We start from the raw sequence: 22104 nt of genomic DNA on the forward strand, positions 1-22104 counted from the left end.
AAAGCAGAAGGCCCGGCGCACGGGCCCGGTAAAAACGGTAGTTGGAGCGCTCTGCTCTGATTATAAATTTGACAAGGAGGACAAACCATGAAAAAAGTTCTTAGCGCACTCTTGGTGGTCGTGATGATCGGCGCACTGCTTGCGGCATGCGGCGGTACCGGTTCAGGCGCGGCCGCCAGCACCCCGGCCGCCAGCACCCCGGCCGCCAGTACCCCGGCCCCTTCCGAGGCGCCCGCAGCGACCGGCGGCTTCAAAGTCGCCTCGCACAACGCCGTTGTTGAGGGCAACCCCTACCGCACCGTTTATGAGGATCAGATGGCCGAAGCGGCCAACGCCGCCAAAGCGGCCGGCCTCATCAGCGAGTACAACAGCTTCGTGGCCAACAACGACCCCGCGCTGGAGACTCAGCAGCTCGAGCAGTCCATCAACGATGGTTATGACATCATCCTGGTGAACCCGATCGCTGCTTCCGGCCTGGACGCCGTGATCGACAAGGCCACCGACGCCGGCATCACCTATGTCAACGCCGACTGCATCTATGACTCCGACAAGATCCTCAACGTCGTCGTGGATCAGGACGCCTACGCGAAACTGAACTCCGACTTCGTGATTAAGACCCTGGGCGCCGGCAGCAAAGTAGTGCAGTTCAAGGGTATCGAGGGCAACTCCGCCACCGAGATCCGCAGTAAGCGCTGGACTGAGGATCTGGCGGCCGCCAACATTGAGATCGTGAAGGCTGTCGCCCATAATTGGAGCGACCCCGAGGCCAAACAGCTGATGAGTGAGATTCTGGCCTCCGGACTGGAGTTCGACGGCATCATCAACGAGGAGTCCGCGCAGGGCATCATGGACGCCATTGAAGAGGCCGGCGCTCCCTATCCCGGCTGCATCACCTCTTCTGAGGAGATTGCCTGGATTCGCCGCATCGCCAAGATCAACGAGAACGAGTTGGTGTGCCCGTTCATCGTCACCGAGAACCCTCCGGGAATCGGCGCCACTGCCCTGGCCGTTGCGATCAACGTCCGTTTGGGAAATGAACTGGACGAGAGTAAAATGCACAGCCCCACTGAGATCTATTATGCGCCTCAGTGGATCATGACCTATGACAACATGGCCGAAAAACTGGATGAAGTGAAGGATATGCCCGATTCGATGTCCATCTCATCCTACCTGTCTGTGGACCAGGCCAAAGCTGCTTACTTTAAATAAAAGTAACGGCGAAATCTGTTTTCATACAGGGTGCGATTACGCCGACGGGATTTGCACCCGTCGGCGTAATTGATATCCCGCCTCACTTTTTTCATGAACCTGTCCAAACAAGTCAACTCCAGCCATCCGGCTGAATCTTATAAACTGGAGGGATACTCCTTGCTGGAAATGAGCAATATTTCCAAAAATTTTGACGCGGTCAAGGCGCTCAGCGGCGCCTCTCTGCAAGTGGATTCCGGCGAGATCATGGCGCTGCTGGGCTCCAACGGCAGCGGCAAATCCACCCTGATGAAAGTGCTCAGCGGCCTGGTGAACCCCAATGCGGGTTCCATTGTTATCGACGGCAAACAGGTCCAGATCCGCTCCAGCGCCGACGCCCGCAGGCTTGGCGTGGCGGTGGCTTACCAGGACCTTTCGCTCATCCCAACCATGAGCATCGTGGATAACATTACCCTGGGTATGGAGCCCGAAGGAAAAGCGGGCATGGTGGACGCCAAAAAGGCCCGCGCCCTGACCCAGAAGTATCTGGATAAGCTCAAGATCGACGTAGACCCAGATGCCCTGGTGCAGTTTTTGATGCCCAGTACCCAAAGCATGGTGGAGATTGCCAAAGCCCTGGCCATGCAGCCCAAGATCCTGGTGCTGGACGAAGCTACGGCCTCCCTGCACTCGGACGAGGTGGACATCCTCTTTGACACTTTGCAGCAGCTAAAACAAGAGGGCATGGCCATCATCATCGTCACCCACCGCATGAACGAGATCTTTCGCGTGTGCGACCGCTGCACCATCCTCAAGGGCGGTGAAACCGTAGCCAGCGGCGCCATCAAAGATATGGACCTGGACGAGATCGTCTTCCATATGACGGGTAAGCGCCCGGATCATACTGCCGGAGGCCCGGCATCGGACCGCCGTGAGCACTCAGACGAAGACCTGCTGCTGGACGTGCGCGGCCTGACCATGCTGCCCAGGCTGGATCATGTGGACTTTTGCGCCTACAGAGGCGAAGTGGTGGGCATCGGCGGCCTGGACGGCCAGGGCCAGGCGGATTTCATCCGCGCTATCCTGGCGGACAAGCGCGCCTCCTCCGGCGAGGTGCGCTATAAAGGCCGGCTGGTGCGTTACAACTCCCCGGCGGACGCCATCGCCGACGACATGGGCTTCATCTCCGGTGACCGCGCGCGCGAATCGGTGTTCCCCATCCGCAGTGTGGCCGAGAATATCTTCGCGGCCAAAGGCACCAAGGGCAGGCTGTTCACGCCCCTGTCAAAAAAGACGGTGCAGGACTTTGCCCAAAAAGCCATGGACGACTATGGTATCGTGGCCGGCAGCACCCAGCACCCGGCCAGCTCACTGTCCGGCGGCAACCAGCAAAAACTGGTGGTGGGCCGATGGATCGCGCTGTCGCCCGCGCTGCTTTTGCTGGACGACCCCACAAAGGGCGTGGACATCCACTCCCGCCACGAGATCCACGCCATCCTGAAAAAATGCCTGGAAGGCGGCATGAGCGTGATCTATGTCTCCAGCGATAACGAGGAGCTGCTGGAGATTTCGGACCGCATCTATGTATTCTATGAAGGGCACATCAGCGCCCACCTGGCCGGCGCCGACCGCACCGAGGAAAAGCTGGTGGCCGCAATGCTGGGCCTCAGCGACGCCGCCCAGAAAGAGGAGGGATGAGCGAGATGAAAAACAGATTGATCGAACTGAAGAAATCCCCTGCTTACGTGGGCATGGTGCTGTTTCTGGCTGCTCTGGTTGTATATTTCACCATCCAGGCCGTCCAGGACCCGGCAAATTTCTTCAGTGTAAAAACCTATAAAAACTTTGCCACACTGTTCAAAAACTATATGCCGCTGATCCTGCTCACCATGGGTCAGGCATTGCTGATGCTGATGGGTATCATCGATATCTCCATCGGCGTGCAGATGAGCTTTGCCAACGTGCTGGCCGTGATGCTGCCTGAATGGACGGGTATGCCCGCGCCGGTGGCCTGGCTTATCACCATTCTGGCCGCGGTGCTGCTGGCTGCGTTCAACGGCGTCATTGTGTCCTATCTGCGCATCCCGCCGCTGCTGGCGGGCTATGCCATGATCTATATCGTCAAGGGCATCAACCTGATGATTCGTCCGGCCCCCGGCGGCAAGGTTCCTGTAGAGATGAACAAATTCTACGATACATATTGGCTGGGTTTTATTCCCACCAGCGTCATTCTTCTGGTGTTATGCTATCTGGGCTGGGTGTATCTGCGCCGCACCCCCCTTCTGCACCATGTGTATGCTATCGGCGGCAATGAGCGCAACGCCTTCGCCACCGGCATCGACAGTTCCCTTACCAAGGTGAAGGTGTACGCCATCGCGGGTTTCCTCACCGGCCTTGCCGGCATCTGTTACACGGCGGCCTACTCCACCGGCAACCCCATTACCGGTGAGATCTACGGTTTACAGAGCATCAGCGCCTGTATCCTGGGCGGTATCGCGCTGTCCGGCGGCTGGGGCACCATGATGTGCGCCCTGTACGGCGTCGGCTTCCAGCTGTTGGTACAGACGTCCGTGCCCAAGATCTTCTCCATGCTGCCCGGCCAGTTCAATACCTACTGGCACAACCTGGTGTCGGACACCATCATCCTGCTGGGCCTGCTGGGTACGATCTTCGCTGTGAAAGCGCAGCGCACCACGCTGCTCACCGGCCTAAAAAAGCAAGTCACGGGAGGCCCAGAACATGAAAAGTAATACAGCCGCTGTCTCCGGATTCAAACTGTTCGTCAAGAACAATCAGATCGGCATGGCGCTGGTCATCAGCGCGCTGCTGTTTCTCATCACCATTACCCTCAACCCCAAAAGCCTGAACCCAATCACCTTCGGTAGTATTTTGTCCCTTACTTCCATGCTGCTCATCGCCTCGGCGGGGCAGACGCTGGTTATTATCTCCGACGGCATCGACATGTCTGTGGGCGCCACTATGTCCATGACGGCCCTGCTGGCTGTCAGCGTAATGCGCGGCAGCAGCGACGTGGGTAAAATGCTGCTGGCCCTGCTGGCCTGCCTGGCGGTGGGTGGCCTGGTGGGCCTGTGCAACGGCATCGGTTCGGTCAAAGCCGGCCTGCCGCCCATGGTCGTCACATTGTACATCTCCAACATCGTCAGCCGTCTACAGTATGTGGCCACCAACGGCAAGCCCAATGATACCAAGGCGCCCGACTGGTTCAAATCCCTCATCACCACCCGCTTTGGCGGTTTCTTTCCAGCCATTGTGCTGTTTGCGGCTGTGTTTTTTGTACTGATGTATTATCTGCTGAACCGCACACGTTACGGCCAGCAGCTCACCCTCACGGGCAACAACAACCGCGCGGCTTTCCTCACAGGCATCAAAACTACCAAGATCAAAATGCTCAACTATGTGCTGGCCGGCGCATTGGGCGGTCTGGCGGGCTTTATCGGCGCGGGCAACTCCGGTTTTATCAAGTGCGGTACCTATGACGGTATGACCATGGATTCCATCGTGGCCGTGGTCATTGGCGGTACGCTGCTTACCGGCGGAAAAGGCAGTTACAGCGGTACGGCTGCGGGCGCGCTGCTGCTCATCATTCTCAGCAACGGCCTGGCCGTGTTGCAGGTGACGGACAGCATCAAGAACATGATCATGGGCGCGGTGCTCATCATCCTGCTGGCTGCGTACAACCGTGCCAGACCCGTGCGTCAATAAGATTGCAAATTTGCAGAGGGGCGCCTGCTGACGCCCGCAGAAAGGAGCGTAACGAACAATGATGGACAAAGAAACCCTCCTCCGCCAGATCGAGAACGCCACCCTGCCGCCCTGCCCAAAACGCAAGGACTGGCGCATCGGCTGTGTGGGCGCTGGCTTCATCATGAAGGAATGCCAGCTTAAGGCCTACCGCGACATGGGTTTCAATCCCTATGGCCTCACCTCCCTGAACCGTGATATCAGCGAGGCTGTAGCCAGGGAGTACAATATCCCCCACGTATATGATACCTGGCAGGAGATGCTGGCCGATCCGGACATCGAGATCCTGGATATCGCCACTCCGCCCGACGCGCAGGTGGAGATTGTACGCGAGGCCGTCAGACACAAACACCTGCGGGGCATTTTGTGTCAGAAGCCGCTGGCCATGTCCCTGGAGGATGCCCGTGAAGTGGCCGCTCTGTGCGAAGAGGCGGGCATCCCCATGGCTGTCAATTCCAACATGCGGTACGACCAGTCCATGCGCGCCCTCAAGTATGTGCTGAACCAGGGCCTGCTGGGCGAGCCGGTGCTGGCCACCATTGAAATGCGCGCCATCCCGGACTGGCAGGCTTTCCTGCGCAACTACGACAAGCTGGAGATCTACAGCATGGGTATCCACCATGTGGACATCTTCCGCTATCTCTTTGGAGATCCGGAGGAGATTACAGCCGTGTGCCGCACCGACCCGCGCACCAGATTCGAACACACCGACGGAATCACCCAGGTCAGCTACAAGTACAAAAACGGCATGATGGCCACCAACCTGGACGATGTGTGGACCTGGCCTGAGGAGCCCTGCGCCCAGGACAACTACATCCGCTGGCGCGTGGACGGTACCGATGGTATCGCCAGGGGCACCATCGGCTGGCACCGCTACCCGGAACACTGCCCCAGCACTCTGGAGCTGGCCTGCAAGGCATATCCGCATGAGTGGCTTAAGCCCCAGTGGGACACGGTATGGTTCCCTGACGCCTTCCGCGGCACCATGGGCAGCCTGCTGTGTGCGGTGGAAAACGGCAGGACGCCGGAGATCTCCGGCACGGACAATATCAAAACCATTGCCTGTGTGGAGGCGTGCTATGCCTCTATCCGTGAAAAGCGCACGGTCACATTGGACGAGATCCTGAAACGATAGAAGGGGGACATCTGTTATGATCCAGGTCGGCATTTTTACCGGTTATTATCCCTATTCCATTGACGAGACCATCCGCCGCGTAAAGGAGGACGGCTTTTCCTGTGTGCAGTTGGATGTCTCCTTCAAGGACTGCGACGCCGTCAAAGGCCAGTTGACGGACGAAAAAGCCAAAGAGATCCGCGACAAGTTCCGCGATGCGGGCATTCAGATCGTGGCCCTGTCCGCTTACACCAACTTTGCCCACCCCGATCCCGCCAGACGCGCGGCCAACATCGCCTATTTCAAGGATATGGCCCGCTTCGCCCGCAGGCTGGGCTGCGGGTATATCGCCAGCGAGACCGGCACCTATAACGCCGAAAGCGACTGGGTGTGGGATGACCGTAACGCCAGTGAGGAGACCTATGGGGAAGTGCTGGCCATCATCAAGGACATCGTGTCCTGCTGTGAGGAGAATGACGTCACCTTCCTCATTGAAAATTACATCAACAACGTTATCGGCAGCGTTGAACAGATTGAGCGTCTGTTCAAAGATGTGGGTTCGCCGAATCTTGCCCTGCTGTGCGACCCTACCAATTACTTCACCGGCGCCAACATCGGCGATATGGACGCCGAGCTGGAGAAGGTATTCGCCCGCTTGGCGCCGTACATGCGCGTGGCCCATGCCAAGGACTGCCGGTTGGCCGAGGACGTATCCGAGAAACATGCCGATATCGACGCTGACGAATCCCACTCCTTCCGCGGCAGTGGCGACGTGGAGCTGCCGGCCGCGGGCTTGGGCGTGCTCAATTACGAGCTGTACGCAAAGCTTTTGGCCAAGCATCATCCCAATATGCCCCTGATTATCGAACATCTGGACGAGGGCGACATCCCCCGTGCCAAAGCCTTTGTGGACGGTGTGCTGAAAAAGATGGGCGTATAATTTTCAAGGAAGGCGGGAAAATCTCCGTATGAAATACTACCTTGGCATCGACCTGGGCGGTACCAACATTGCCACAGGCGTGATCAACGAAAAATATGAGTTTCTGGCGCACCACCACGTGACCACCCTGGGCACGCGGCCTTTTGAGGAGGTGGTGCGCGACATGGCGGACGCCGCGCGGGAGGCGCTGCACAAAGCAGGCCTTACCGAACAGGACATCGAATACGTGGGCGTGGGCGCGCCAAGCACCATTGATCCCAGCAATCAGCACATTGTGTTCGCCAACAATCTGGGCTGGAAGGATACTGATCTGATTGGCGAGTTCCGGAAAAACTGGGACATTCCCGTTCGGCTGGCCAACGATGCCGACTGCGCAGCGCTGGGCGAAAGCCTGGCGGGCGCCGCCAAAGGCTATGAGAACGTGCTTTTGCTCACGCTGGGCACAGGTGTGGGCGGCGGCTTCATCATGAACAAAAAGATCTTTCTTGGCGGCAACGGCTTTGGCTGCGAGCCTGGCCACATGACGCTGGTATACAATGGCGTGCCCTGCACCTGCGGCCGCCGGGGCTGCCTGGAGGCCTACGCCTCCGTTACGGCCCTCATCCGTGAGACCATCGAGATGATCGCCGCGTATCCCGGCACCATCATGCGCGAGATGTGCGGCAATGATCTGCGCGAGATCAGCGGCCGCACCGCTTTTGACGCGGCCAAAAAAGGCGACGAGGCTGCGCTGCGCGTGGTGGAGAATTACGTGAACTACCTGGCCGCCGGCATTGGCAGCCTGGTCACCAGCTTCCGGCCCACAGTGGTTATTCTAGGTGGTGGCGTCAGCAATGAGGGCGACTATCTGCTTGACCCCGTGCGCCGCCTGGTGGGCGAGACCGTATACGCCGCCGACCTGATGGAACCCCCGGCCATTCTGCGGGCCACCTTGGGCAACGATGCGGGCATCATCGGGGCCGCCATGCTGGGCGTGTCCTGAGCGGCGCTTGCAGAATACATCCCGCCCGCGGCATGTCGAAAGATGTGCTGCGGGCCTTTTCGCTTGCGAAACTGCGCGTGATACGTTACAATTTAAGGGGTAATAAAGGCGGGGAGGGAAATCCGATGCGTTTTGCCACCATAGGCAGCAATTTTATTGTGGAAAATTTTTTGGCGGGCGCCCGTCTGCACCGGGAGTTTGTGTTGGAGGCAGTGTATTCCCGCAGCCCGGAAAAAGTCCGCCGCCTGTGCGGCGCCTGGGGCGCCAAGCGGGCCTACACCTCCTTGGAGGCGCTGGCCGCCGACCCGGATATAGACGCGGTGTACATCGCCAGTCCCAACGTGTGCCATGCGGCCCAGGCTATCCAGATGATGCGTGCGGGCAAACATGTGCTGTGTGAAAAGCCCATGGCCCTGTGCAGTGAGGAGCTGACACGGATGTACACCGCGGCGGATGAGAACGGCGTTGTGCTGCTGGAGGCCATGCGCAGCGCCCACAGCCCGGCCACGGCTGCGGTACGGCAGGCGCTGGGGGGTCTGGGGACCCTGCGTCACGCGGATTTGTCCTACTGCCAGTATTCCTCCCGTTACCCCAGGTGGCAGCAGGGGGTAGTGCTCAACGCCTTTGACCCGTCCATGGGCGGCGGTGCGCTGATGGATATCGGCGTGTACTGTGTGCACATGATGGTGATGCTGTTCGGCCCACCCAGGGCTATTGAGGCCAAAGGTGCGTTCCTGCCCGGCTCCATCGATGCCGTGGGCAGTGTGCATGCCCAATACGGGGGCTTCACTGTGGACCTGCGCTACAGCAAACTGTACGACAGCCACCAGCTCTGCGAAGTGGCAGGGGAAGAGGGAGCGTTGGCCTTTGGCCCCGTGGGCGCGCCGCGGATGGTGCGCCTGCTGCCCCGGGGCGGCAGGCCGCGGGAACTTGGTCTTGAAATCCTGCCGCAGGACATGTATTATGAAGTCAGGGATTTTATCGCCCTGGCCAGGGGCGCGCTTGGCGGCGCGCTTTACCGCCGGTGGTCCTGCCAGGCCATGCAGGTACTGGACGCTGTGCGGGCCCAGGTGAAAATCGATTTTTGCGGGCATATGCCCGGGGAGGGCTGGAGCTTGTTATGATCGCATCGGAACGCCGTCTTTATATCCTGCGCGCCATTCACGAGCGGGGCGTTATCAATTTAAAGGAAGTGGCCCAGGCGGTGGGTACTTCGGAGGCGACCATCCGCCGGGACCTGGAAAAACTGGAGCGGGAGAGCAAACTGGTGCGTGTACAGGGCGGCGCCGCCCGTTCCGGCGACGCGGGCGACCTGCTGGGTATGAGCGAGCTGGCTATGCAGTCCAAAGTACAGATCAATCAGGCCGAGAAGGCGGCCGTGGCCGCTGCCGCCGCGCAGAACGTGCAGGACGGCGACACGGTGTTTCTGGACTGCGGCACCAGCATTGCGGCGCTGGGCAGGCTGCTTTTGCCCCGCCCGGTGCAGATCGTCACCTATAGCACACTTATTCTGGCCCATGCCGGCAATCCCCGGGCCGAGCTGGTGGTCATCGGCGGCCAATACAATGCCCATCAAAATATGTTTACTGGCCTGTTGGCTGAGCAGATGCTGCGCAATTTCCGCTTCCAGCACGCTTTCATCGGCTGCTATGGTATGTCTGTGGCCGAGGGCAAGTGCTTCGATCTGGATATGGCCAGCACCAACATGAAGCTGATCGCCATGGAGCGCGCCGCCCACCGCTACCTGCTGGTAGACGATTCCAAACTGGAGAAAAAAGGATTTTATACGCTGGCCGACCTCTCCGGCTTTGATAAAATCTATACCACCGGGCCCAAATCGCATATGAAGCTGCCCGGAAATTTTCAAATAGTTTGAAAATGCTTAGAAATGTTCATATTTGCAAAAATGTTATTGAAATTGAAAACCGCTTTTGTTATACTGGTAGCAGGGAAACTCATCCTGTGAACAATCCAGTGGGAAAGGCGGTTTTTTTGATGAAAACAAACGATCCAAGGAAGAGAGAGATTCTGGAAAGTTTTAAAAATGGGCTGATTGTCTCCTGCCAGGTGCAGCATGACGATCCCATCTATACCGACGACATGGTGGTGAAAATGGCTGAGGCCGCCCGCTGGGCCGGCGCCGTGGGCATCCGCGCCAATACGCCCGAGCAGATCCGCGCCATCAAGGCCGCCGTACCCGAGCTGCCCATGATCGGCCTTTATAAGATCTGGCACGAGGACACGGACGTGTTTATTACCCCCACCCTGGAAGCCGCGAAGCAGGTGTGGGAAGCCGGCGCAGAGATCATCGCACTGGACTGTACGGATCAGATCACCCACGAGGGCCGCCCCGCATGGGAGCTGCTGCCCCTCGTGAAACAGGAACTGCCCGAAGCCATCCTCTTTGCCGATGTGTCCACCTACGGCGAGGCGCGCCGCGCCGTGGACCTGGGCGCTGACATTGTGGGCCCTACCCTGTACGGCTACACCCGTGAGACAGCCCACATCGAGACCCCGGACCTACGGGAGTTTGCCCGTATGTGCCGGGACATGGGCGACGAGGCTTATCTGGTGATGGAGGGTCACATCTACACGCCTGAAGACGCTGTCAAATGCCTGTATTTGGGCGCCCACACCGTGGTGGTAGGCAGCGCCATTACCCGCCCGCATCTGACGGCCAAACGCTTTGTGGATCTGCTGGGCGGCTACCGCAGCAATTGGCGCGACGCCGAGCGCAGCAGGCATTGACCGCGCCGCCAGGGCAAAAGGAGGTATCTCTATGGCAAAATTTGATGTGGACGGTATTCAGAATGTGGAGGTCAGCCGCAAACTGCCCCCGCAGATGACGCCTGATCAGCAATTGGACCTGATGGAACAGTACACCCGGGTATACGACGCCAACCTGGACGCTGCGAAGGAACAGCGGGAGCTGGCCTGTTTACAGGTGTTGTACCCGGCGCTGCTGCGCCGTATTGAGCCCGATGACCTGTTCGCCGGACGGTTGGACTTTCTGCCTATTGGCTTTGGCTGCGTCACCTCCCTGGGCGGCGTGGGGCATTACTGTGTGTTCGGCAAGCTGAAAGCCCTGAAAGAAAAACTGGACGGCGCCGGGCAGGCCCGGCTGGACGCGCTGTACCAGTATTGGCTGGATCATGACCTCAAGACGCTATACTGCAAGGATGTTCTGACAGACGACACCATCGGCCGCTTTATCGACTGTGAATTCCCCCTTATCGCTACAGCACGTCTATCCGGCATGATGCTGGATTACGAGGCTTTGCTGGAAGGCGGTGTGGACGGCTTGCGCGCCCGTATAAGCCGCGGCCGGCAGAAGAATGGCGACAACGCGTTCTACCGCGCCGGTGAAGACTGCTTGGATTTATTCTGCACCTGCGCGCGCCATTACGCCACACAGGCGCGGGATCTGGCGCAGGGCGCTGCAGATGCCCGTGCCGTCCAGCTGCAACGTATGGCAGAGGATCTGGAGGCCGTGTGCCACGGCGCGCCGGTTTCGTTCCCCCAGGCGCTGCAGCTGTTCTGGCTGTACGCACTGCTGGCTGGCGTCATCAATTACGGCCGCCTGGACGACCTGCTGGGTCCCTATCTGGCTCGGGATCTGGCTGAGGGCCGGTTGACCGAAGATGAAGCTTACGAATATATGAAGTGCCTCTGGCGCATGATCGAGAACCGCCGTACTACGGTCAACGGCCGTATCATCGTGGGCGGCTATGGCCGCAAGCATCCGGCACAGGCTGACATTTTCCTACGCCTGGGCCTGCGCGCCGCAGCGGAACTGCGCTATGTGGAGCCGCAGTTCACCCTGCGCATCACAAAGGATACGCCCGAGGATGTGTGGGACATGGCTTTGGAGTCCCTGGGACGGGGCGCCACCTATCCCACCCTGTACAACGATGAAGTGAATGTACCTGCGGTGATGCACGCCATGCGCGTGGACCGGTCCACGGCCGAGCAGTACGTGCCCTTTGGCTGCGGCGAATACGTCATTGCCGGTCAGAGCACCGGTACCCCCAACACCTGCATCAACCTTCTGAAACTGCTGCAAATTGCCCTGAACAACGGCATCGACCCGATGGACGGTAAGAAAAAATGCGGCCCTGTAGCCCTGAAGCCCGCCGCGCAGCTGGCAACTTTTGAAGAACTGTGGCAGCAGTACACAAAGCTGCTGGATTACTATTTGGATCTTTCCATACAGTCGCAAACCTGCTCTTACAGGATTATGAACCGGGAAGTGAGTTTCCTGTTCACCAGCCTGCTGATGGACGACTGTATCGCCCGCGGCAAGGCCGTGCTGGACGGCGGTGTACGCTATCTGGGCGGCACCAATGAGACTTACGGCAACATCAACACATCGGACGCTCTTTGGGCTGTGAAGGATCTGGTGTACGGGCAAAAGAAATATACTCTGCCCCAACTGGTAGCGGCGGCAAACCGGGACTTCAAGGGTCCTGGAGATGAGGCTGTCCGGCTGGATCTGTGGCGCTGCGACAAGTACGGCAATGACCTGGACACCGCCGACGCCATGGCCGACCGGCTATACCAGTACGTAGCCAACGGCGTGCGAGACCGGGGCATCGCGGCCGGCATGCAATATTACCTTATCGTCATCAGCAACAATCAGCTCAACACCGAGTGGGGCCGCCGCACGGCAGCCTCGCTGGACGGCCGCCGCGCGGGTCAGTACATGAACCCGGCCAACAACCCCCAGGGCGGCGCCAATACCCGCGGCCCCACAGCCATGCTCAATTCTCTGGCCAAATTCGACGCCCGCTTGCACGGCGCTTCAGTGCAGAATATCAAGTTCTCAACATCGTTCTTCCGCGACAACCGCAACAAGATCAAGGCGCTGTTTCGCACTTATTTCAAGCGCGGCGGCTGCCACCTGATGGTCACGGTCATCCAGCCAGGCGTGTTGGAGGACGCGGTGAAGCACCCGGAAAAATACCCTGATCTCATCGTGCGTGTCAGCGGCTTTTCAGCCGTGTTCGTCAATTTGGAACCCGATATCCAAAAGGAGCTGATGAGCCGTGTCCTCTATGATTGAGCCGGCCCTGCGCGTGATGGAGGTGGAGCGCTTTGCCACCAGGGACGGGCCGGGCATCCGCACCACTGTGTTTTTAAAGGGCTGCCCGTTGCACTGCCCCTGGTGTGCCAACCCCGAGAGCCAGCGGCCGGAACCCCAGCTTTTGTGGTTCGAGGGGCGCTGCACGGCTTGCGGCGCATGCGTGTCCGCCTGCTCCCGGGGGGCCCGTGCCATCACGTCCGGTGAAAAGCCCCTGATGGATCGCGCCCTATGCGCTGTGTGCGGCGCCTGTGTGCATGCCTGTGGGCAAAACGCGTTGCGCCTGTGCGGCGAGGAACGCACCCCATCGGACCTTTTGGCGGAGGTGGTGCGGGATAAAGACTATTACGAGGCCTCCGGCGGCGGCGTTACCATCTCCGGAGGGGAACCCTTTGCCCAGGCTCTGGGTTTGGGCGCTTTCCTGGACCTGTGTAAAAGCGTCGGCCTTTCCACAGCCGTAGAAACCTGCGGCGCCTTTTCCGCTGAGGCCTGGGATACCTGCCCCACAAAGCCCGACCTGTTCCTCTTCGATGTCAAGCATGCCGACGAGGCCCGCCTGCGGGCGGTGACAGGCGGAGACCTGCCCCTCATTCGTCAAAACCTGGCCCGCGCTGTGGCCAGCGGCGCAAAGGTGGTGGCGCGGGTGCCGGTCATCCCGGGTTTCAATCACGACGAGACCTCCATGAGGGGCATTTTCCAGCTGGTCGGGAGCTGCGGCGTGGGTCAGGTGGATCTGCTGCCCTATCACACCCTGGGCAAAAACAAATATGCAGCCCTGGGCCTTCAATACGCCATGGGCGATGGCCCCATGCTGCATGAGCGTGATCTGCTGCCCTGGCAGCAGATAGCCCGGGATATGGGCTTTACCGCTTCCACTGGCGGTTGAACACGAATTGCGTTTTTTGGATTTTTTATAAATTACAAGGGCCGTCCCCGCCGGGGACGGCCCTTGTATTATTTAGATATTTACGCGTTGCCACGCTGTGCCTTGGCCTCCTCGGGGGTACATCCCAGCACCACCGGGGTGGAACGGTAGCCGATGCCCATACGGTCGATGCCCATGTCGATCAGCTCCAAAAAACGCTCGCGAGTGCGTATGCCGCCCGCTCCCTTGACCTTACAGCGGCCCTGGGCCGTGTCCATCATGGCCTTGACCACCTCCAGCGTAGCACCCTCGTTCTTGCCGCCGGTAAAGAAGCCGGTAGAAGTCTTTACAAAATCCGCGCCAGCGGCAATGGCCGCTTCCGTGGCGCGCTTCACTTCGTCCAGGGTGAGGGAATCCACTTCGAAGATCACTTTCACCGCCGTGCCGTATTTGTGGCACACATCGCACACAGCCTTGATATCCGCCTGCACGTCGTTCCATTTGCCGCTGCGGATCCAGCCGTAGTTGGCCACAATGTCCAATTCAAACACCTTGCCGGTTTTACAGTACTCCTCTGCCTGCATCACCTTCGAAGCTGTGGTGGACAGGCCAAAGGGGAAGTCGCAGACCACGCAGATGTCCGTGTCCGTGCCTTCACACATTTCGATGCCGATGGGCAGGGAAGCTGGGTTGATACACACAGTGCGGCAGCCGAAGTCGATGCCCTCCTGGATGTACTTGCGGATATCCGCCTCGGTAAACTCGGGCTTGAGCACGGATTGATCAATGTATTTGGCCAATTCAGCCACGGTCATGTCGGCAGCTTTTTTTGCAGGTTTCATATGCATATGATACGCGCCTTGTATTTATCCGGGCGGACAGGGCCGCGCATCTCCTTTCACTGATTCCAGCATAACACAGCGGCGCTACAAAGTCAATAAACAGATGTAGTATTTCTACATCTTCCTTGCACATTGTCCTCCACTAGCGTATAATAACCACAGGGTAAACGGCTTGGCCGTTTGCGGCCGCCAGATGGCGGCAACCGCTGCAAAGCAGCGGACTGTGCATGTTACAACAGCCGAAACCGGCCAAGCCGCGGTCTACCTGCCGCTTTGCGGCAGACAAGCCCGAAAGGGCTTGCCGCTGGGGTATCATGAAACAAAACAGAGAGGGGATCCCTTATGGACAGTGCCATCCAGCGCATCAAAACCTGCTATACCGCCCTGCGTCCGTCCGAGCGCAAAGTGGCCGATTTTATCCTGGCCGCTCCGGTTCGCGCCATGGCCCTCACCATGGCGGCGCTGGCGGAGGGGGCCGGCGTCAGCCAGCCCACAGTGATGCGGTTCCTGCATGTGCTGGAGTATGAGAGCCTGGCCACCCTGCGCCTGGCCCTGGCTGCCGAGACGGCAGTACCCCGGCCGGAAAAACAGCTGGTGGAGGTGCGTGTGGCCCCAGGTGACGACCTGGCGGCGCTGCCGGATCGCATGCTCACCATGGCCGTAGGCGCCCTGGAGGACACCCGCCGCATGTTGGACCGGAACAGCTACCTGCGCGCAGTGAAGGCTATCGCCGGCGCCAGGCTCATTGATATCTATGGTGTGGGCAACTCAGCCGCCGTGGCCGGCGACATGGTCGTTAAACTGTTGCGCATAGGGCTGCCCTGTCGGGCCTATTCGGATAGTCATCTACAGCAGATTTGCGCCAGCACCCTGGGTACGGGCGATGTGGCTGTGGGCATCTCCCACTCGGGAGCCACCCGGGATACGGTGGACGCGCTGCGCATGGCAAAGCAGCAGGGCGCCTCCACCATTGCCATCACCAATTTCAAGGGCACACACATCCTGGAATGGGCTGATATCGCCTTGGTGACGGGCGATGTGGAGACGGATTTTTACACCGAAACAATGTTCTCCCGCATCTCCCAGCTGGCTATTGTTGACAGCCTGTATATGGGCCTGGTGCTACAGGATTATGAGACGCGCGCCGCCACCCTGGCCCGCGTGAATGAGATGGTCAGTCACAAGGTATATTGAAAAAGCACGCGGGGGCATTTTGCCCCCGCGTGCTTTTTCGTTTTATACACAGGCCGCCCCGTCCAGCGCGGCATGATCCAGCAGCAGCTGTGCCTGGGGAAGCGTTTTCAGCGCCGTAGCGGGCAGTTCCTCACTGGGGTCCTCCGCCAGCAGGCGGGCTACCATCGGCGCCTTGTGGGAGCCGAACACTGCCAGATGGACACAGCGTGCCTCCATAAAGTCCGCGATACCCAAGGTAATGCCCTGTGTGATAGCCGGCATTCCGGCAGGGAAGTATTTGGGCGCCACCTGCCTGGTGGTGTCTGACAGGGATGTCACGTGGGCGCGGCGGGCAAAACTGTCGCCAGGCTCGTTCAGGGCCAGATGGCCGTTCATGCCCATACCAAGCAGCAGGTAGTCAAGACCTCCCCAGTCGGCAATCTGCCGTTCCATGGCGGCGCACTCCGCTTCGGGGTCTTGGGCCAGGGCGTTGAACAGGCGGATATTCTCCGTCCGCAGGTTCACCCGGCTGAAGAAGTTGCGCCGCAGAAAGGCCGCGCAGCTGCCGTCGGTGTCGGGTCCCACGCCCAGCCAGTCGTCCAGGCCGATGATGTGTGTCAGAGAGAAATCCAGTGCGCGCTGTGCCAGCTCGTCAAACACGGGCAGGGAGGTATGTCCTGCGGCCAGGCACAGCACGGCCTCTGGCTTTTCACGCAGCAGTGCCTCCACGGTGTCGGCAACATACCCTGCGGCCAGGTTTTCAGTATCAAATATCCTGATCTCCATAGTCTCAACCCAGCAGCAGTTCGATGGGATATTTCAGACCTTTGGGCTCAAAGGGCAGCTCCACCTTGGCGCCGCTTCTGGCTGAGGCATAGGCGGCGCAGATGATCTCCAGCACCGCGCGGCCGTCCCGGCCTGTCACTACAGGGGTGTCGCCCGTGCGCACACAGTGGATGAAGTGGCTCAATTCCTGCGGATAACCCTGGTTGAAGGCCTCCTCAAAGATGGTGAACGTCCATCCCTGGGAGCTGCCGGCCTTTTCCATGGCGTAGTCGTAGCCATCCTGACTGTAAGTCAGGGCGGAGTTGCCCTGGAACAAGTCCGCGTAAGATACCCCCTTGGTGCCGTACACTTCGATGCGGTCGTCCATACCGCCATGTTTGGCCCAACTGTCCTCGGCCAGTCCGGTCACACCGTTTTCAAATTCCACTATGGTGATGGTATTGTCGTCACAGTCGGTGATGTCGCTGTGCAGTACGGTTTTCATCGAGGCATACACGCTCTTCACGGGATTGTTCCTGTTCATCCAGCGGAACCAGGCCAGAGCGTGGCAGCCCATGTCCATCATCACGCCGCCGCCGGCCGTCTCTTTTTGGTAGAACCAGCGGCTGTGGGGACCGCTGTGCTTCTCACCCTGTTTGAGCATGTATATATCGCCCACAGCGCCGGCCTCCACCAGTGCGCGCACGCGCTCATATTTCGGGGCAAAGCACAGCTCTTCGGCATACATCAGTTTCAAATTGCGGCTCTCACATGCCGCGATCATCTCGTCGGCCTGTTCCAGGGTCAGAGCCAGGGGCTTTTCACAGATCACATGCTTATTTGCTTCGGCGGCCTTCAGGCACGCCTCATGGTGCAGGTAATTGGGTAGGCAGATGTCCACCACGTCCACCTGCTCGGCAGCCAGCAGCGCGTCCAGATCGTCATACCAGGCCGGGATGCCATGCTTTTTGGCAAACTCTTCAGCATGGGCTTTGTGACGGCCATACACGGCCACCACCTCGGCATCGCTGACAAAGCGGCCGTAGCTCTCCGCATGGATATTAGCGATAAAGCCGCACCCCAATAGCGCGACGCGTGTCTTTTCCATTGAAAAAGCCTCCTTTTTATTTGTTGATGCCTTTATTATAACAGGTTTTGCAAAAATGGACAATATGAAACTTTTGCGAGCAAATTTGTGCAAAATAACAAAAGTAAGATTGGAGATTCTCCCTGTCGTCCTTCATATAAAAATATCCCTGACAGATAATCAATCCGTCAGGGATAAATAAAAATACTTTATCAGCAGCGCCGCCCTGTATCCTATGTCTATAAGCAGCGGGCCGGTAATCCGGACCTTTTGGGAAGCACGCAGTTTTTGACAGTGGGAGGACTGGGCAGCGGCAATGTTCAGCTGCCGATCACAGCGGATTCCCTGCATCCGGCTTATAGCAGATGAAACGCTTGACCCGCTTCTGATCCGGCATGACAGCTTCCCCGAAGAACAGGCGGACAAGCCCGCCAATACAGAGCCGGGAAGCGGCCTGAAGAAGCCGCCCTCAAAAGGGGACCCTAACCGCAGGCTGAACGCAGGGGCTTTTGCTGCATCCTGGGAGGAGTTGACGCAGCCATTTCTGAAAAAGCGTTGACGTAAATACGCTGGCGTTTTTTGGCGCAGCGGTGGTCTATAGGCAGGGAAGGCGCTGTTGATTCCGCCTTGCGTGGCTGGGATTTTATAAAATTCACCAACCGGATAAAATCCTGTTGATATTTATTTAAAATATGATATAATAACCGCAGAGCGGTTATTATATATACCCAATGGAATGCCGCGTAAGCGGCATTCACCTTTTGGTGGGCGATGATACTATGCCGCTTTGCGGACATGGTATTATTAAAAAACAATATGCATACGCGTTTTAAAAACCGAATTTGAAGTTTGGTAAACAAAACCTGTTTATTGCGTGTATGCAAAAAAATGAGGGCGCGCAGGCGCGGACGCGGGCAACATGGGAAAAGACGTTTTGACAGCACGCGAAGCGGCCCGGAAAATGAGGAGAATTGAGATGAAAAAACTGGCGGTATTGCTGCTGGCGGCCTGTGTGGCGTTGGGCGGCGCAGGATGCAAAAACAGTGTTTCGGATACGGTTTCCGGATTGGTTGAGGATGCTGGCACGGCGCTACAGGCTGAGGGGCGCGAATATGGGCAGACCTATACCTTTGAAGCGGGCGACCTGGTGGAGACGGCGTTTTTTAACTTCCAGATAAACGAGGTTTCAACCGCGGCTGAGATTGAAGGATATGTGCCTGAGGACGAAACGAATCAATTTTTGGTCGTCAACATTACGATTAAAAATACCTTTGAAGACGATTCGAGCATCCCCATGTTCGACACCGATTTCCAGCTCACCTGGGCGGATTTGGGCGACACGGGCATTTATCCTGATACGCAATTCGCTGAGGGTCAGCTTCCCGAGGAGTATCAGTTGTTAAAAGGCGACAGCCGCACTGGAAATTTAATTTTTATTGTCCCAAACGATGTCACGGAATTTAAGCTCCAATATCTGGAGGTCTGGAGCGATGATTTTGAGGGGAATACATATTTTGTAAATCTAAAGCTCTAAAGCCAAACGCACAAAACGGCCGTCCATATAATTGGGCGGCCGTTTCTCTGTTCGTGCCGGCATGGCCGGAGGGCCATGCCACTAAGTAGAGGAAAGGAAAAGAGGAGAGATATGAAAAAGAAATATATAAATCCCTTATGGGAAGGGCTGGTTGATTTGCCGGAATCGGGCCGGTGTTCCGTCCACCCGCGCCGGCTTTGCTGTTTGGTATGCTCATAGTATACAGAGCAATTGTGGATGGAGTTTTAGAATAATCGAAACAATGTGAAAAGAATTTGTGAATCAAATTTAAACCGGGCGCAGGACGCTGGATTTCAGCATACGGGTATGCGCAGAAAGGCGAGAAGCTGTTGATTGAAGCTGTCCAGCTCGTCGTAAAATACAGCGTGGCCGCTGTTTTCAAATGCGAAAAGCTGCGCGCCCGGAATACATGACTGTTGAACGGTCGCCAGTTCAAATGGAACGACAGCGTCCTGCTTGCCATGAAAAATGCCAGTGGGCACACAGATCCTGGCCAGATCAGCACGGCAGTCCTCATCGCGCAACGCGCAGGCTGTTTGAATGGTCGCGATGCCGGAGGCGCCGAGCGACAGCGTGCGCAGCCAATCGACGATGGCGCTGCTTTGCGGGGAGGCGAACAGCATACTGCCGAATTGCTTGCAGAGCTGCGCGCGGTCTGTGGAAGCCTGCGAAATCCAGGCGTCGACAGCCTCCCGCGTCACACCGTAAGGAAAGCCATCGCATTGCGTGAAACGTGGAGAGGCCGCGCCCAGCAGCACAAGCCGTTTGACTCCATAGCCATTGTAGCGCCCCATATAGCGCGTCGCGATGCCGCCGCCCATCGAAAATCCGACAAGCGTAAAGCAACGCAGGTTAAGAGCACGCACAACAGCATAGATATCGTCTGCCATGCGGTCATAGTTATAGCCGCAGGCTGGCGCGTCCGACGCGCCGAAACCGCGCAGATCCATGCTCACAACACGAAATCCGTTGGCGGTTAGAAGCGACTCCTGATATTCAAATATCTGATGTGAGAGCGGCCATCCGTGAATAAGCAGGATTGTTTCGCCACCGCAGGGATTCAGATCATAGACCGCGATTTTCACTTGGTCATTTGTGCGGATATAAAACATGATTGTCTCCATTCTGCTGCTTTACTGGGGGGGGCCCGGGCGATCCAAAACAGCAAAAGAACGACCGGTAAAAGCTGCTTTATTATATGGGGAAAACATGCTGTCCGTGCACGGGCGCACAGCGGGCGCGCCGCCATGCCAGGCAACAGTATAGGGGCGGGAAGCCATTCAGGCTTCCCGCCCCTATACTGTTGGATATTGTGAGAACAAATCAAAAAGGCGTGCGATGCGCAATAAAGTCCTGCGGCGGTCACGCGTCTGTTTCTTCAATCCAGCGGTCGAGACGGCGCGATTCGTGGGCGGCAAAACAGAAGACAAGGATTCCCGCGGTGATATCGGCGATCGGACCGGCATACAGGATGCCTTCAAGCCCCATGAACAGCGGCAGGATGAGAATCAACGGAATCAGCAGGATCAATTGACGCAGCATTGACAGTGCAGACGCCTTGAGCGGCTGGCCGGTTGCCTGAAAATAGCTGGTCGTAACGATCTGGAAACCGGAGCAGAAAACACCGAACATAAAGATACGCATACATTTGACCGCAAAATCAGTAAAGAGCTGCCCTCCTGAGCCAAACAGGCGCAGCAGAAGCTGCGGCGCGAGAATACAGACAAGCCACCCCGCCGTTGAAACAATCGTGGCCATTGTAACAGCGATGCGATAGGTCTGCTTAATGCGCCGCGGCTGATTGGCGCCCCGGTTAAAGCCCAGGATCGGCTGTGAGCCGATTCCGATTCCGATGTCAACGGCAATGAGTATGGCGCTGACCTTGACGACGATGCCCATTGCACTCAATGCAATATCGCCGCCGGCCGGCGACTGGTTGCCATAATAGACGAGCGAGTTGTTCATTGTGATTTGCAGGATGGTCGAGGCGAGCTGCGTGATACAGCTTGAAACGCCGAGCGCAACCACAGTTTTACAGATATGGCCAGACGGACGCAGGTTTACCCGGCGCAGCCGCATCTTGCCGCGGGACAGGAAATACACGGTCAGCACGATGGCCGACAGGATTTGCGAGGTGATGGTTGCGATGGCCGCCCCCTTGACGCCCCATCCCAAAATGAATATGTAAATTGGATCGAGAACGGTGTTGAGCGCGCATCCGATCACCATGCTGTACATGGACAGGCGGGGATTTCCGTCTGTACGCGCCATGTTTGAAAGCCCGACGCTGAGCATGTTAAACGGTGCGCCGATCAGGATGATGGAGGCGTAATCACGCGAATACTCCAGGTTCTGAGATGTCGCACCGAACAAATGCAGGATCGGGTTTAGGAATATCAGCCCGACTGCCGCCAGCAGGACGCCTGCGGCAAGCAGAAGCATAAAGACGCTGCCAAGCGTCCGCTCGGCCTCCTCCTCGCGCTTTTCGCCGAGCTTGATCGCGGCATAGGCGCTCCCGCCAGCCCCAAGCAGGGTGCTGATGGACAACATGATTGTCACGATCGGAAACGATACGGTTGTCGCCGCGTTGCCCAGAAAGCCGACTCCCCGGCCAATAAAAATCTGGTCGACGATGTTGTAAACCGCACTGACCAGCATGGAGATGACCGCTGGCAGCGCAAACTGTGCCAGCAGCTTCTGTACCGGCTCATAGCCAAGCGGGTTTTGTTGTTTTTCGATGGCTTGTTCCAT

The 22104-nt window shown here is 58.0% G+C and carries 20 protein-coding genes; 15 read left to right on the plus strand and 5 right to left on the minus strand.

Annotated elements, in window-relative coordinates:
- Positions 1-87 precede the first annotated feature (87 nt).
- The 12 genes from FMM72_RS11190 (at position 88) to FMM72_RS11245 (ending at position 13952) form a co-directional block, all read left to right on the plus strand.
- Entirely contained in the window at positions 88-1209 is a 1122-nt protein-coding gene (locus tag FMM72_RS11190) for a substrate-binding domain-containing protein (RefSeq protein WP_162221471.1), read from the plus strand.
- A gap of 168 nt (positions 1210-1377) precedes the next feature.
- Positions 1378-2886, plus strand: coding sequence for a sugar ABC transporter ATP-binding protein (locus FMM72_RS11195; RefSeq protein WP_243151676.1), 1509 nt, complete (start codon positions 1378-1380; stop codon positions 2884-2886).
- Between the two features lie 5 nt (positions 2887-2891).
- On the plus strand, positions 2892-3938 hold the full coding sequence (locus FMM72_RS11200; RefSeq protein ID WP_160210153.1) for an ABC transporter permease: 1047 nt from the start codon (positions 2892-2894) through the stop codon (positions 3936-3938).
- Positions 3928-4911 (plus strand): ABC transporter permease, encoded by a 984-nt coding sequence (locus FMM72_RS11205; protein WP_160210154.1) that lies wholly within the window; start codon positions 3928-3930, stop codon positions 4909-4911. The genes FMM72_RS11200 and FMM72_RS11205 overlap by 11 nt, the downstream gene beginning before the upstream one ends.
- Before the next feature lie 58 nt (positions 4912-4969).
- Positions 4970-6085: a Gfo/Idh/MocA family protein gene (locus FMM72_RS11210; protein WP_243157792.1), complete on the plus strand. Its 1116-nt coding sequence runs from the start codon at positions 4970-4972 to the stop codon at positions 6083-6085.
- Between the two features lie 16 nt (positions 6086-6101).
- Positions 6102-7004 (plus strand): sugar phosphate isomerase/epimerase family protein, encoded by a 903-nt coding sequence (locus FMM72_RS11215; RefSeq protein ID WP_160210155.1) that lies wholly within the window; start codon positions 6102-6104, stop codon positions 7002-7004.
- Positions 7005-7032: 28 nt separating this feature from the next.
- Entirely contained in the window at positions 7033-7986 is a 954-nt protein-coding gene (locus tag FMM72_RS11220) for an ROK family protein (RefSeq protein ID WP_162221472.1), read from the plus strand.
- Positions 7987-8111: 125 nt separating this feature from the next.
- Positions 8112-9110 (plus strand): Gfo/Idh/MocA family protein, encoded by a 999-nt coding sequence (locus tag FMM72_RS11225; RefSeq protein WP_162221473.1) that lies wholly within the window; start codon positions 8112-8114, stop codon positions 9108-9110.
- Entirely contained in the window at positions 9107-9862 is a 756-nt protein-coding gene (locus tag FMM72_RS11230; protein ID WP_160210158.1) for a DeoR/GlpR family DNA-binding transcription regulator, read from the plus strand. The genes FMM72_RS11225 and FMM72_RS11230 overlap by 4 nt, the downstream gene beginning before the upstream one ends.
- An 86-nt stretch (positions 9863-9948) precedes the next feature.
- Positions 9949-10734 (plus strand): N-acetylmannosamine-6-phosphate 2-epimerase, encoded by a 786-nt coding sequence (locus FMM72_RS11235; protein ID WP_257431120.1) that lies wholly within the window; start codon positions 9949-9951, stop codon positions 10732-10734.
- A 31-nt stretch (positions 10735-10765) separates the two neighbouring features.
- Positions 10766-13048 carry a pyruvate formate lyase family protein gene (locus tag FMM72_RS11240; RefSeq protein WP_162221474.1) on the plus strand — a complete coding sequence of 761 codons (2283 nt, stop codon included), beginning with the start codon at positions 10766-10768 and terminating at the stop codon, positions 13046-13048.
- A complete protein-coding gene (locus FMM72_RS11245; protein WP_243157801.1) occupies positions 13041-13952 on the plus strand; it encodes a glycyl-radical enzyme activating protein in 912 nt (303 codons plus the stop codon). The genes FMM72_RS11240 and FMM72_RS11245 overlap by 8 nt, the downstream gene beginning before the upstream one ends.
- 80 nt (positions 13953-14032) lie before the next feature.
- Here the strand turns inward: FMM72_RS11245 and deoC are convergent, their stop codons facing one another.
- Positions 14033-14773 (minus strand): deoxyribose-phosphate aldolase, encoded by a 741-nt coding sequence (gene deoC, locus FMM72_RS11250; RefSeq protein ID WP_160210192.1) that lies wholly within the window; start codon positions 14771-14773, stop codon positions 14033-14035.
- Positions 14774-15115: 342 nt separating this feature from the next.
- Here deoC and FMM72_RS11255 point away from each other — a divergent pair, with 342 nt between their 5' ends.
- A complete protein-coding gene (locus tag FMM72_RS11255; RefSeq protein WP_162221476.1) occupies positions 15116-15967 on the plus strand; it encodes a MurR/RpiR family transcriptional regulator in 852 nt (283 codons plus the stop codon).
- Between the two features lie 42 nt (positions 15968-16009).
- Here the strand turns inward: FMM72_RS11255 and FMM72_RS11260 are convergent, their stop codons facing one another.
- Entirely contained in the window at positions 16010-16732 is a 723-nt protein-coding gene (locus tag FMM72_RS11260; RefSeq protein WP_162221477.1) for a 6-phosphogluconolactonase, read from the minus strand.
- Between the two features lie 4 nt (positions 16733-16736).
- Positions 16737-17819, minus strand: coding sequence for a Gfo/Idh/MocA family protein (locus FMM72_RS11265; RefSeq protein WP_160210164.1), 1083 nt, complete (start codon positions 17817-17819; stop codon positions 16737-16739).
- A gap of 295 nt (positions 17820-18114) precedes the next feature.
- On the opposite strand from FMM72_RS11265, the gene FMM72_RS11270 reads away from it, so the two are divergent.
- Complete coding sequence (locus FMM72_RS11270) at positions 18115-18357, plus strand: hypothetical protein (protein WP_162221478.1); 243 nt, start codon at positions 18115-18117, stop codon at positions 18355-18357.
- A gap of 417 nt (positions 18358-18774) precedes the next feature.
- A complete protein-coding gene (locus FMM72_RS11275; RefSeq protein ID WP_162221479.1) occupies positions 18775-19332 on the plus strand; it encodes a DUF4352 domain-containing protein in 558 nt (185 codons plus the stop codon).
- A gap of 314 nt (positions 19333-19646) precedes the next feature.
- Here the strand turns inward: FMM72_RS11275 and FMM72_RS11280 are convergent, their stop codons facing one another.
- Complete coding sequence (locus FMM72_RS11280; RefSeq protein ID WP_180322919.1) at positions 19647-20465, minus strand: alpha/beta fold hydrolase; 819 nt, start codon at positions 20463-20465, stop codon at positions 19647-19649.
- A 250-nt stretch (positions 20466-20715) separates the two neighbouring features.
- Complete coding sequence (locus FMM72_RS11285; RefSeq protein WP_162221481.1) at positions 20716-22104, minus strand: MATE family efflux transporter; 1389 nt, start codon at positions 22102-22104, stop codon at positions 20716-20718.

Origin of the sequence: Anaerotruncus colihominis (genome assembly GCF_010206195.1) — a bacterium.
GTDB lineage: Bacteria > Bacillota > Clostridia > Oscillospirales > Ruminococcaceae > Anaerotruncus > Anaerotruncus colihominis_A.